Raw genomic sequence first — 12,127 nt, 5'->3', positions numbered from 1 at the left:
CGGAAGGGGGGCAGAGAGGTAGTTTGCGGCGGTTCGGCTTATCCGTGGCCGAGGGACTGCCACACCGTGACCGCGAGCGCTCCAACGGCAGTGAGAGCGGCCACTGTTGGTAGCGGCCACCGGCTCCGCTCGATAGCGTCGAGACGCTTCTCGTGGTCGTCGAGCGTCTTGTCTGTCTGATCGCCGCGCTGCACCAGGAGCGCGAGCTGACCACGCTGCTCGGTGAACCCGACCTCCATCGTCCTACGTAGCTCGGCCAGTTCCAGGGCGACCGCGGTGGACTCCGGAGGCGTCACTCGCGGACCTCCACATCCGTACGCAGCCAGGCAGGGAGCAGAGCCTGGACCCCGGGCAGGGCCATCACGCGGGCCAGACCGCCAGCCACGGCCAGCGAACCCGCCACCCACGGCAGGGACTCCGGTACGCCGGAAGCCGAGACGATCTGAGGCAGCATCACCGCTACGCCCACGCTGGTCTGGAGCACCGTACGAACGGTGCGCTTGGTCGAGTTCTGCATGCTGGTAACTCGCTTTCAGGAGAGGAGGAGCCGCCAGGTGAGCGGCCCCGGGTAGCCATCCGCGGCGCCCGCGAGCGCGGGAACGGAGCGCTGGAAATCCCGCACGTTCAGGCGGGTGTTCTCGCTGAACAGCGGGCCCGGTGTGTACTTGGTGCTGGCGTGATGCTTGGTGAAGCCGCGCCGGACCAGGCCGCCGTCGAGCGTTGTGACAGCAGGGTTGGACTTGCCGAGGACGAAAGCGGAGCGGCCGGGGTACAGCGGTGCTGCCGACGTCGTGGCCTTGCCGGGCAGCGTGCCGAGCAGACGCTGGAGGCTGACTGAGCCCGGGACACCGTCCGCGTCCTCGTGCGGCCCCGTACCGGTGAAGCCGAGTGACACCTGGAAGTCGGAGAAGTTCTCCGTGTCGGCATCGCTCCACTCCGGCCCCGGGCCGACGCTGTAGTGCCGCCCGAAACCCTTCGCCACCAGGGCCTTGCCGACAGCCGTGACGTGCGCGCCGGTCGCGCCGTAGCCGTACGTCAGCCCATTGATCACGACCTGGTACCGGGCGATCGTCGTGCCCCCGGTTGTACCGCCCTGCGGGCTGGTTCCGTCCGGCCGGTGCGCGCCGGCCTGCACCCACGCGTACAGCGGATCGCCCGGGCACTGGGTGGCGTAGCCGTCGCGGTGGCCGAGAACCTCGTCACCAGCTGCGCCGCCGCTGCGGAGCCACTCGATCGCGTCGACCAGGCCGCCGAGCTGAGCGTCGGTCGGCTTGACCAGGCCGGAGGACCCGACCATGGCGCACACCGCGTAGTCCTTGACGTTCAGCGGCTGGTTGCCGTTCGCGGCGGTCTTCCGATGCAGACCGCGGCCCTCGAAGACGTAGCCATGAGGGCAGACGACGGCGTTGTACGCGATGTCGCTGTAGTCCTCCTTCGCGTTGGCGAGGTGGGAAGCCTGGATGTCCCGCATGTGGCCAGCGCAGGCGCTGTGAGCGTCTGGGTCGGCCAGGGACTTGGCGACGTACGCGCCCTCGTAGTGGATCTTCACGCCGTTGGTGCTGGCGATGTAGACCAGGTCGTACCGCGACGGCTTCGCGCCCCACTGAGCGCGGTTGACCAGCTTCATCAGTTGACCTCCCGTTCCGAGTTGGAGGCGGCGAGGACGGCCCAGTGCTTCGCGTCCCACAGGCGCTCAAGGGCCCTGGTCACCTCGGGCCCGGTGAGCGTTTCGGCGAGTTGGTGCGCCAGGTCGTGGAACGGCTTGCTGACCTCCTGGAGGTGCTCGGGGAGGTGGTCGTACCGGAAGCTGTCGAGCAGCCGGGCGACGTCGGGATGGATCTCTGCGGCCATGCGTGCCTCCAAGCGGGCATGAAGAAGCCCCACACCAAGCGGTGCGGGGCTGGGGATTGGGCGGCGGTCAGACGGTCGAGGACGTCACCTCGTACTGCGTCGCGCTGACCGTCACGTTCGGCAGCGCCGAGAACACGGCCCTCACCGCGTCCACGACGTCCTGCTGCGTCACTCCAGACAGTGAGAACTCGCTCCCGAAGCGCACGTCCACCAAAGCCGTCGCTTCGACATTCGTCACGTCATACGCTCTGACCTGGATGAATGGATAGTCCATTTCGTCCTCCTCTACTCAGGCTGCTACCTCGTAGGTACCCGCGGCGCGCAGTGCGTCGCTGGTCGCCCATGTCCACGGGCTCACCGCGTCGATGACGCCGCTGGAGGAGACAGCCACCGCGTCCGGCCGGCCGGACGACACCTCGAACTCGAACGTGGTCGACGTCGTGACGCGGGCACGGATAGCGAGGCGCCCCATCGTGCTGGCGACGCTGGCGTCGGAGGCCTCGCCGTGGCCGCAGATCTGCGTGATCACCCCCCCTGAGACGGGAAGCGAGAAGCGCCAGTTGTCGGATGCTCCGCCGCCGCCGAACGAGGTCGTCGCCCCGAAGCTGATGTCCAGCCGCCAGAACACAGTGAGCGCGGACTGCGCGTATCGGGCGATGACCGTCGCGTTGCCGAAGCTCGGTGTATTCGCGCCGGTCGACGTCGTCCACACCGGTGTCCAGTCCTGCCACACCGGCGAGATCGACACCAGCCGGTTCGCGGTGATCTTCATACCGGGCTGCCACGGCTCGTAAGTCACAACGGCTCCACTCTCTACAGGGGGACACGTGCCGGGTTGACCAAGGCAACGCCCTCGCCCGCGACCTGGGCTTTGACGACGCCATTCGAGCTGCGGGTCACGGTCCAGCGCTGCGGGTTGATCACGGCGAACTGGTCATATCTGATGGCGGGGTTGACGTTCGTGTTGCCCGTGTTCGAGACGCTCCGGGTCCCGACCGACCCAGCGGCGCTCAAGGACGAGTCCGTGACGTCGATCGCCCAGAGGCTCGGCTCAGGGTCCGTCGCGAGCCAGATCCGCGCCCGCAAGGCCGTACCCACCGCCTGGACGCGCACGCGGTAGAACGTCCCCGCGACGTGCGTCAGCGTGGTGCTGGCCGTGCCGAGTTGGGTCTCGACGCCGACCACGCGCTTACGCAAGGACAGACCGATCCCAGCCGCAGAAGTGAAGTCGACCCTCGCGTGATAGCCGTCGGTATCGGCAACTCCCCGAACGACCAAACCCCCGAAGAGGCTGGACCCGGTCGCGAGCGCGCTCGTGGCCATGTCTACGTACACGTCGACATCGGCCGCCGGAGCCGGGGCCAAGGCCACGCGAGAACTGCTGGTCGTCGGCAGCGTCACCGCGCCGTAGCCGCTGCCCACGGCGAAGTTCGAGGCCGTGCCGACCAGTGACCATGCCTGGCCGCTGTCTGCCGTCCCCCATCCGCCACTGACCGTACGGCCGAAGGCATCGACCACTGAGCTGGCGATTGCGCTGACCGTGACGTCCTCGCCAGCGATCTCTGCGTCGAACGCGGTCTCCCACTTCCAGACAGGGCCGACGGTCACCGAGACCAGAAGGCTCGTGTCTGTCGGTCCGGCCGCCGCGGCGAGCGCGGAGCCGTCTGTGTCCACCAGGCCGTACACCGTGTCGTCAGCGGTCGCTACCTGCCACGGGCGCCCAGGCACACACACCAGGTCGATCTCCCACGTGCGTGTGCCCAGCCGCTCCGTGTAGCCGACGACAAGGAGATCCAGCGGGCCCGGCGGCAGGAAATCGGGCAGGTCGGTGATCCGGATCAGGTCGCCCTCGGTGAGGTCCAGGACGGAGGGGATCAACGAGGGTGCACGGTGGAGGAGCAGAGTGATCTTCGGGTAGCGAGCCTCGTTCCATGTGCCCAGGAAAACAAGCCAGTTGGCCATGGGCTCGGTCTGGTCGTCGGACCACAGGTTCAGGTCGATGGCGTCGTCGTACCGGCTGATGCCGTTCGGCGGATCCTGGACGGACAGGGCGCCGGTGAGCAGCTCCGCCCGGCCCGAGCTTCCGCCGATCCGAGTCACCGTCAGGTCGTTGCGGACGTCCAGGTCGTCGGGCGACGGCTCGATCTCGGAGAGCCCGCGCTGACCGTACGGCAGTGTCAGGACGGGGGTTTGGCTGTACTGCGACGTCCTGTCCCGGTACCGCAGCCCCAGCCGTTCGCGTTCCTCGACGAGAATCCCGCCGTCCGTTGCCTCGCACTGTTCCACCTGCGTCAGCAGGGTTGCTGTGCGCTGCGGTCCCATCCGGGCCTGGTCGGCGACCACACCCGTGACCGTGATGGGCAGGCCTTCCTCAATGCTCAGACGCCGGAGCCGAGTGCCGGCGGTCTCGCCGTTGAAAGCCTGGTCGGCGCTGTTGAAGGGGGTGTCGGTCTCCGAGTTGAAGACGGCCAGGTGTCCCCAGCGCATCCCGTCCAGCCCGGTGCCGAAGCTGGAGCGGACGTCGGTCACGTAGCCCGGCGAGGCCGTGATGGTCGACGAGATGGAGAAGCCCGTGCCTCCGATGACGATCCATCGGAAGACGTAGGTGGTGGATGCCCCGGACTGAACGGCCTTGATCTGGAGGCGGGCCCAGCTGCCCGTGAACTGAGGAGCGGCGCCGCTCGGAGCGAAGAGGGAGGTGTCGTCGCCGTCGAGTCCCTCGATCACCACCTGGTTGGTGGCTACGCGCGCCCGCACGCGCCGCGCGGTGCCCGTCGTCCGCACCTCGAACAGAGTCGTCAGCGCCGACGGCATCGCGTCCAGGTTATAGACCAGCTCGACCTGCCACGTGCCCGCGGGCGCGGCCGGGACCGGGGCGACGAAGGTTGCGCCGACCTGGAGGACAGGAAGCGGCGACGAGCCGGGCAGCGTGTCGTCGGATGCCCAGTCGAAGTTGCTCGCCTTCATCACCTTCACGCCCGTGATGGGGCTGTAGGCCTGGGTGGCGTCCGAGCCCTCTTCCATCGGCCAGTACGCGACTGGTGTGTAGGAGGGGATACGACGGCGGAGCGTCGAGGCGAGCGGCTTCTTGCCCTGGTTGAGACGCCGCAGGATGCCCGCGCCCTCACCCTCCACAGTGATCAGACGGCCGCCGCCGCTCCAGCGGGCCGGCCAGTCCGAGTACTCGCCGAAGAATCGTGTCCGCTTGTTGCTGATGGCGGCCCCGTTGGACAGCGTCCACGTCAGACCGGTGGCGTCCACGAACGACGTGGCGCCGATTGCCGGGGCCGTGAAGTCGACGCTGGCGACGACGGTTCCGTTGATGCCGTTGCGGAGCTGCGCTGCGTACACGCTGCCCGCGGGGCCGGTGAAGGCGAGCGAGTCGATGTCCCCCACTGTGAGTGGGGCACTCGACGCGAAGATCGCCCCGGTCGCCGTGGTGACCGTATTGCCGAGCTGTGCCCAGGTGCCACTGATCGAAGGCGCCGTGTAGAAGGTGGTGACGCCGGTCGCGTTGTCTCGGGTGACGCGCAGCGCGAGCCGCCCGGACGGGGGGATGGGCAGCGGGACGGAGGTAGAGAACTGGCCGATCGCGAGGCCGTCCGTGGAGGCGCGAAGGCTGAGGTTGCCGCCGCCGTTGATGGACAGCTGCCACGAGCGCTGGTTACCGGTCGTCAGATACTTGCCGAACAACTCGACTTCGGTGTTGACCTGCCAGTTGAGGAGCGACACCTCGATCCGCGCATCCAGGTTTCCGGCGATGTTCAGCGCGGTCGTCGTCGGCGTGGTGGCCCGCGCGTTGGAGGCGTCGTCGGGCAGGAGCAGCCGCTGCGGCCCCGCTTGCACGCTGACCCGCATTGGGGTGTTGCGCCCGATGAGCTTGTAGTACGGGCTGCGCGGGTTCTCCGGCGAGAACAGCCCACCAGGGCTTTTGAGGGTGAGGGAGCAGGAGGCCGGGTCGACCGCCTGCCCCTCAGCCGTGCGTCCGCGCGTGTGCGTGATGATGTCCCGGGTCAACGCGTACGGAGTGACGTCGGTCCACACCCCGCCGATCTGCACCTCGGTACGCGCGCCGAGAGGATCCTCGGGGAAGGCCATCAGCTCGACCTCCGTCCTGTGAGCGCTAGGTCGACGTCGCCGCCGCTTACATTGCGGATGCCGCGGCGTACGCGGCCAACCAGGTAGTTGTCCTCGGAACGGCCCGAGGACCGCAGCTCCAGCACGACCTTCTGTGAGGCAGCCGAGCGCGCCCGCGAGGACGCCATGTCCCACGACCCGGGCCCCGGCGTGTCGACCAGTGACTGCATCGTGGAGTTGACCGCGCTGCGCTGCCCCTCGACACCCTTGATGAGGCCCTGCGCGGTGTACTGACCCACCAGCGCCATCACCTTCGACGGGCTCTTGATGCCGAGCGCCGCACGGATGCTCTTCGACATCCCCTTGGCGATCGCCAGCATCTGCCGCTCGATCGCCGACTGCTGCGACTTCAGGCCGCTGACCAGACCCTGTGCGGCGCGGATCCCCGCCCCGTACATCGCGTCGCCGGCCGTCGCCCCGGCCTGCCCGGCCGCCTTCACCAGCGCGGCCTGCTGGCTGTTGATCTGCTTGACCTGACCGGAGTTCGCGTTCGCCAGAGCCGCGGCAGCCGACGAGCCCTGCGCCACTCCGGCCTGCGCGATCTGCGCGATGAGGTCGCTCCGTACGCCCTTCTGTCGTAGCGTCGCCAGGTTCTTCGCGAAGAGCTGGGCCGCCGCGGTGTCCGACTTCAGCCCGGCGAGGATCGACTCCGCTGTCTGGGGCCAGCCGCCGCTGTCTTGCTTGGTGATGTCGGCGCCGTCGAGGACGCCCTTCTTCACGTCGGCCGCGAGTGCGTCCCGGGCCTTGATCTGGTCCGCGAGGCTCTTGGATGCGGTCTTCAGCCGGGCGGCCAGCTTCTCCTCCTTGCTGGCCAGCGCGAGGAGTTGCTTCGTGCCCTTGCCGAGCGTGCCGAGGGCCTTGGACCGCTTCTTCCCGGGGCTCAGGCTGTCGGCGATGATGTCCGACAGCTTGGCGCTTGCTGCCTTGACCTGCTTTGACGAGCCAGTGAGGCCGTCGATGAGGCCGCGGGCGATCCAACGGCCCTGCGCCTTGGTGACCTTGGACGGCGAGTTGATTCCGAGGGCCTTGGCGATCGGCCCGGGAATGGCGCTTTTCGCCCAGCTCATGAGCTTGGACCGGATCCAGCCGCCCATGCCCTGGATCCCGTTCCACAGGCCCTGGACGACGTTGCGGCCCTTCTGCGTGAGCAGAGAGCCGAGGGAGCCCATCGCCCTGGAGATCCGGCCGGGGAGTCCGCGGACCCAGTTGACCATCTCCGTGGCCTTGTTGACCGTTGCCGTCTTGATCGCGGACCAGTGCTTGATGATCAGCCCGAGCAGGGTCCAGTTCAGGAAGGCGTTGTAGAGGAACCCCGGGATGCCCTTGACGAAGCCGACGATCCCGTTCCAGGCGGTCATCGTCGCGCTCTTGATCGCGCCCCAGTGCTTGATGATTAGGCCGACCAGGGTGAAGTTCAGGAACGCGGCGACGGCCATGTCCTTGGCCCAGATCAGTTTTCCGACAATCCAGCCCCAGGCCGCCAGCGTTGCGCTCTTGATCTGGTCCCAGTAAGTGATCACTAGGACCACCAGGGCGCCGATCGCCAGACCGATCCAGCCGACCGGGCCCAGCGCGGCCACCCAGGCCGTCGCCATCCGTCCGGCCGCGATCAGCGACTGGACGCCGAGTGCGACGAGGGCCGGTACGACGACTGCCGCGATGATGATCCCGACGGTCTTGAGTTCTGTCTGGTGATCCTGGAGGAACCCGAAGAATTTCGTCAGCGCGGGAATGACCGTGGTGCCGAGGAAATCGACGAGCTTCTGCATGGCGCCGCGCTTGAATTGCTCGACCTGCGTTGCCGCATTGTTGCGGACACTGTCGCCGAGCTTTTTAGCGCTGCCCGCCGCCTTATCCATTCCTGAGGATGCGGCGGCACCCGCCGGGTCCATCGCGAAAAGAGCGTCACCCATGACGGTGCCTGGGTCGCCGAACAGGGCGGTGGCCGCATTGAGCTTTGTCGTCTCGTCCTTGGTGCCACGCAGCGCGTCCAGAGTCATCTGGAGCGCTTCCTGCCCCGACTTTCCGCCCTTCTTCAGCTTGGACGCCACCGCGTCAGAGCTGAGACCGATGCTCTGGAACGCGCTCTGAACAGTCTTGCTCTGTCCGATGGTCAGCTCGCCGAACTGCCCGAGCGCGTCGGCGACCTGGTCGGAGTCGCGAGCGCCTCCCTTGATCGCCTGGTCGATGAGGCCGACAGCGGTCTTTCCGTCGAGCCCAACTCTTTTGAACTGGGTGGAGTATTCGTTTAGCGTGTCAAGGAAATCGTCACCTTTATTTGCGCTGGTCGAAAATCCCTTGGCCACAATGTCCAGGGCCTCGTCCGCGCTCTTGGCGAGGCCTGTACGCATAAGCTGGCTGACCGCGTTTGTGACTCCGCCGAGTTCCTGGTCGAACGTAGTCGCCAGGTCTGAGACCTTCGTACTGATCGACTGGATCTGAGAATTCGTGGCATCGGGCTTGATCAAGCCCGACCCCATGACGGAGCTGATCGTGTCCGCGGCGGTCTGGAAATCTTCGGTTACCGCGCCCGCATACAGCTGCCCAGCGATCTTCCCGTATCGCTGAGCCTGCGCCGGGGTCGCTCCCAGTGTCGCGCCGAGCTTGGCCGTGATCTGGTTTTGCTCCATGGCCTGGCCGAAGGCGTCCATCAGCACGGCCCCGGCGGCGACGCCGATTCCCAGGGCAGCCGTCTTCAGTCCGCCCAGGCGGTCTGACCAGCTGGATACCGCGTCGTCCGCGCCGTCGTCGCCGGAAGTGGTGAGGCCATCGCCTGCGGCGGCGCCGGCATCGTCCCCGGCCTGCCGGGCACCCTGGGTGAGGCCGTCCCCGAACCCGTCGCCGACACGCTGTCCGCCGCGATGAGCCGCGGATTCGGCTTCGAGCGCGGCGGCCGTGACGGCGTCGACCAGCTGCGCCTGCATGTTGCGCCACTGGCCATCCGCGCCACGGACGAAGCCTCCACCGAGGTTGCGGCCGGCGGCCTGCCCGGCATCGTCGGCATCCTGCCCGAGGCGCACACCGGTCTGTCGCATCGCCTGTTCGACACGGCGCAGCGCGGGGTCCACGGTCCGGTCGTCGATGCTGATGATGCCGGTCAGCTCGCCCACGGTCAGGGCCATGACGACTCACCTCCTGCGTTGCTGTGGCTGTTCGGGAGGTGGCGCGAAGTGCCGCTGGAGGCGGGTCTCCGCGCTGAGCAGGCCCAAGATGCGGGCCTGGAGCCATCGCCAGGAGCGGTCCTGGAGGATGCCGGACTCGACGTCGATGCCGTACGTCTGGTGGAGGTCGGTCTCGATGAGCGGCCAGAGGGAGAGGAGGCTGTGCCAGCTCAGGTCCGGGGCCTGCCCTTGCCCCTGCTTCGGCGCTGGGATCCCGCCCTCGTACCACTCGTAGAGCCCGGTGACCGGGTCGCGCTCGCCGCAGCCGACCCCGAGGAGTCGCGCGACGCCTGCCGACGTGTCTCCCGGTTCGGTGCTTTTCCCGGCTGCTGACCCGTCCGCCAGAACTGCTTCGCGGTGTCCTTGTCCGTGGTCACCCAGAACATGGCCGTCAAGGCGACGTGCTTGAACTGGGCCCACTTCAGCTCGTGCATCAGCGGCTCGTACGCGGCGCCGAGGCACATCTTGTAGAGGTTCAGTTCCTCCTGGTCGTCGAGGACCGCGGAGTCTGGTGCCTTCCCGCCGGCCGCGAGCCGGGCCGCGAGCGAGGTGATCCGCTCGATCTTGATGCCCTCCTCGGCGGAGGGGTCCTCGATCCGGTACACGCGGGTCTCCCCGTCGCGACCCTTCACGGGGAGGTCGAGGTAGTCGTCGAGGTAGTCGTCGAGGGCCTCGAAGTCGTTGTTGCGCTCGGCCATCAGGCCACCGGGTTCGTGATGAGCAGCAGCGGGCCGTCGCCGGTGAGCGTGATCTCGACCTGGTCGAGGGCGGTGTACTCGCCGCCGGACGGCTTCCAGGTGACCACGGCGGTGCCCTCGTACGCCTCGGGGAGGCCGTCGCGGTCGTAGTAACGGATGTGGACCTGGCTGTTGCTGCCGAAGGCATACGCGGCGGCGCGCAGGGCCTCGTGCGTCGGGTGGTAGACCTTCACCTGGTCGTTGATGCGCCGGTTGACCGTGACGCCCAGCTCCCACGCTTGGCCGGTCTTCGTGTTTCCGGCCCAACCGCCCGAGTCGTAGTCGCTGCTGTCCTCGATGTTCGGGTCGGCGGACGGCTCGAAGCTCGTGACGCCTGGCACGGACTGCCAGTCCGAGCCGTCCTTCGCTGCGGCCATGTCGAGCTGGAGCGCCCAGCGGCGGGCGAGCGCGGTCACCGGGGTGGGTGTGGACATGCGGTCCTCCTAGTCGATCAGGTGAGACCCGGACCTGGTCGTCCGGAAGTAGTAGTTGCTGGTCAGCTCCATGCGGCCTTGCGTGTCCTGACCGATCCACGCCTGCGACTGCCGCCACGACAGAGCCACGTAGATGTCGCCGACCCGGTACTGCCTGCGGTTGTGCAGCACGCCCCAGACCGAGTCGGCCATGTCGTCGATCGCGTCCGGATCCCGGCCCGCGCGCATACGGATCTGCACGCCCGTGATCGCGTCCGTGAGATCGGTGTCCTCGACCGGATACGCCGTCAGGCCGATGGCCCGGTCCGGGGAGTCGGGCATGACGCCCCGGAAGATCCCGGTCGCCGGGTCCTCGATCACGTCGTCCGGTTGGAACACACCGACGCCGGCCTCATCGAGGAGACCGGCGATTCCGTCCAGGAGGCTGCTGGTGTATCCGCTCACCGCAGCGCCCGCCGCATCTGCGCCGCGATCAGCGCGAGGACGTCGGAGCGCGAGGCATTCAGCGGGCGTTCCAGGTACTTCGCGGTCCGGCCGGGCGCGTGACGGTACGCCAGGTTCTCGTGCTGCTTCACGGCGTACGGGGTGTCGTAGGAAACCGCCGCGGTCAGCGACGGTGCATCGACGCTGGCTGTGCCGGACTGCAAGAGGGGGCTCTCGTCCAGTGGCACCAGTTCCTGCGACTGCTGGAGAACGTGCTCGGCGGCGAGGAGGAGGCCGCGGGCTGCGCCCTCGCGCATGGCCCGGGCGGCCGGGGCCCCGTTGAAGCGGAGCCGGAAGGTTTGCGCCACGATCGCCTCCGCTATTCGAGGAACACCTGCGTGTTGGAGGGCACTGGGAGTCCCGCCCCGTCGACCCGGGCGACCGTGATGACCTTGGTGATCCGGCCGTCAGGCAGCGTCACGCGGGAGTTCAGCGGCGGCCGGTGATCCGGGCGGGTGATGTAGTTCGAGCCGGACGAGACCTTCTGGCCGCCTGGGTTGGTGACCTGCTTCGTTGTCTCGTCGAGCAGGCAGCGCACCGGTTCGCGCGGCCCGTAGGCGTCGCCTTTGCTCGATGAGCCGAGGTAGGCCTCGACGGTGACGGTGTGCCGGAGCAGGAAGCCCGGCACCTGCCTCACCATCTGGCACCGAGCCAGCTGGAGCCCACGACGCCGAGGCGGAACACGCATCCGTCGAGCCGCCCCAGTGCGGATGCCGCCCTGGGTGGCAGCGCGCCACCGGCGATGGGTGTCGTCGAGGAGCCGCTCGAACTGCGGGACAGGGAGACCGGTCCGGCCGAGACGCTGTCCCAGCCGCCGTCAGCGCCGATCGCGTCCCCGGTCTCGCCCCACCATTCGGCGATCGCGCAGACGGCCTCGGCGAACGCTTCCTGCACATCGGTGTTGGTGGGCATGCCGTCGGCGTCGGTGTCGTAGACCGCCGTGAGCAGCGCGTCGTCCAATGCCTTGGACGCGTCGGCGAGGAGCTTCGGCGAGTCCAACGGGGGCGCTGCGTGCAGGTAGTTGGCGAGCTGTGTCGTCGTCGCGTACACGTGCAGCTGTGGACCCACTGTTGGGGCCGGCGCCACCGACACCAGCTCGTGTTCCACGGAGGCGCCCGTGCCCGTGACCGTCCACGACAGCCGCCAGATCCCGGCCAGGGTGTAGACGACGGGGGCCGTCCAGGTGGCGCCCCCGTCCGCCCCGGTGACCACCGGGCTGGCGGTCGTCCCGTCCGGCCGGAGCACTGAGAGCGTTGCCGCGGTGGTGCCGTCCGCCGGGCTCACCGTCAGCGTCGCGGTGACGAGGTCTCCCACATCGGGCATG

Annotated in this window: 12 protein-coding genes; all 12 read right to left on the bottom strand. The window is 68.2% G+C overall.

The features are described 5' to 3' along the window. Positions 1–38 precede the first annotated feature (38 nt). The 12 genes from JHN45_RS19000 to JHN45_RS18940 all read right to left on the bottom strand — a co-directional run bounded on the left by JHN45_RS19000 (position 39) and on the right by JHN45_RS18940 (position 12,126). Positions 39–239, bottom strand: coding sequence for a hypothetical protein (locus JHN45_RS19000; RefSeq protein ID WP_234467662.1), 201 nt, complete (start codon positions 237–239; stop codon positions 39–41). 53 nt (positions 240–292) lie between these two features. Next, positions 293–517 carry a hypothetical protein gene (locus tag JHN45_RS18995; protein ID WP_200709440.1) on the bottom strand — a complete coding sequence of 75 codons (225 nt, stop codon included), beginning with the start codon at positions 515–517 and terminating at the stop codon, positions 293–295. A 15-nt stretch (positions 518–532) separates the two neighbouring features. Continuing rightward, positions 533–1,627 (bottom strand): peptidoglycan-binding protein, encoded by a 1,095-nt coding sequence (locus JHN45_RS18990; protein ID WP_200709439.1) that lies wholly within the window; start codon positions 1,625–1,627, stop codon positions 533–535. Beyond that, positions 1,627–1,851, bottom strand: a complete 225-nt coding sequence (locus JHN45_RS18985; RefSeq protein WP_200709438.1) for a hypothetical protein — start codon at positions 1,849–1,851, stop codon at positions 1,627–1,629. Before JHN45_RS18985 ends, JHN45_RS18990 begins: the two co-directional genes overlap by 1 nt. Positions 1,852–2,140: 289 nt before the next feature. After that, positions 2,141–2,650, bottom strand: a complete 510-nt coding sequence (locus tag JHN45_RS18975) for a hypothetical protein (RefSeq protein ID WP_200709436.1) — start codon at positions 2,648–2,650, stop codon at positions 2,141–2,143. A 3,298-nt stretch (positions 2,651–5,948) separates the two neighbouring features. Continuing rightward, positions 5,949–9,110 carry a phage tail tape measure protein gene (locus JHN45_RS18970; RefSeq protein ID WP_200709435.1) on the bottom strand — a complete coding sequence of 1,054 codons (3,162 nt, stop codon included), beginning with the start codon at positions 9,108–9,110 and terminating at the stop codon, positions 5,949–5,951. Between the two features lie 209 nt (positions 9,111–9,319). Further along, entirely contained in the window at positions 9,320–9,847 is a 528-nt protein-coding gene (locus JHN45_RS18965) for a hypothetical protein (RefSeq protein WP_200709434.1), read from the bottom strand. Next, positions 9,847–10,320 (bottom strand): phage tail tube protein, encoded by a 474-nt coding sequence (locus JHN45_RS18960; RefSeq protein ID WP_200709433.1) that lies wholly within the window; start codon positions 10,318–10,320, stop codon positions 9,847–9,849. The genes JHN45_RS18965 and JHN45_RS18960 overlap by 1 nt, the downstream gene beginning before the upstream one ends. 9 nt (positions 10,321–10,329) lie before the next feature. Beyond that, positions 10,330–10,764: a minor capsid protein gene (locus tag JHN45_RS18955; protein ID WP_200709432.1), complete on the bottom strand. Its 435-nt coding sequence runs from the start codon at positions 10,762–10,764 to the stop codon at positions 10,330–10,332. Further along, positions 10,761–11,111 (bottom strand): hypothetical protein, encoded by a 351-nt coding sequence (locus tag JHN45_RS18950; RefSeq protein ID WP_200709431.1) that lies wholly within the window; start codon positions 11,109–11,111, stop codon positions 10,761–10,763. Before JHN45_RS18950 ends, JHN45_RS18955 begins: the two co-directional genes overlap by 4 nt. A gap of 11 nt (positions 11,112–11,122) precedes the next feature. Further along, entirely contained in the window at positions 11,123–11,431 is a 309-nt protein-coding gene (locus JHN45_RS18945) for a hypothetical protein (protein WP_200709430.1), read from the bottom strand. A gap of 5 nt (positions 11,432–11,436) precedes the next feature. Continuing rightward, on the bottom strand, positions 11,437–12,126 hold the full coding sequence (locus tag JHN45_RS18940; RefSeq protein WP_200709429.1) for a hypothetical protein: 690 nt from the start codon (positions 12,124–12,126) through the stop codon (positions 11,437–11,439). Position 12,127 lies beyond the last annotated feature (1 nt).

The organism is Streptomyces sp. MBT53 (assembly GCF_016654115.1).
Classification (GTDB): Bacteria; Actinomycetota; Actinomycetes; order Streptomycetales; family Streptomycetaceae; genus Streptomyces.
This window is presented reverse-complemented; position numbering and strand designations above follow the sequence as displayed.

Bases quoted from the DNA above. Each gene is read 5' to 3' on its own strand.
- JHN45_RS19000 (WP_234467662.1), bottom strand. From the start codon at position 239: ATGGAGGTCGGGTTCACCGAGCAGCGTGGTCAGCTCGCGCTCCTGGTG.
- JHN45_RS18995 (WP_200709440.1), bottom strand. From the start codon at position 517: ATGCAGAACTCGACCAAGCGCACCGTTCGTACGGTGCTCCAGACCAGC.
- JHN45_RS18990 (WP_200709439.1), bottom strand. From the start codon at position 1,627: ATGAAGCTGGTCAACCGCGCTCAGTGGGGCGCGAAGCCGTCGCGGTAC.
- JHN45_RS18985 (WP_200709438.1), bottom strand. From the start codon at position 1,851: ATGGCCGCAGAGATCCATCCCGACGTCGCCCGGCTGCTCGACAGCTTC.
- JHN45_RS18970 (WP_200709435.1), bottom strand. From the start codon at position 9,110: ATGGCCCTGACCGTGGGCGAGCTGACCGGCATCATCAGCATCGACGAC.
- JHN45_RS18965 (WP_200709434.1), bottom strand. From the start codon at position 9,847: ATGGCCGAGCGCAACAACGACTTCGAGGCCCTCGACGACTACCTCGAC.
- JHN45_RS18960 (WP_200709433.1), bottom strand. From the start codon at position 10,320: ATGTCCACACCCACCCCGGTGACCGCGCTCGCCCGCCGCTGGGCGCTC.
- JHN45_RS18940 (WP_200709429.1), bottom strand. From the start codon at position 12,126: ATGCCCGATGTGGGAGACCTCGTCACCGCGACGCTGACGGTGAGCCCG.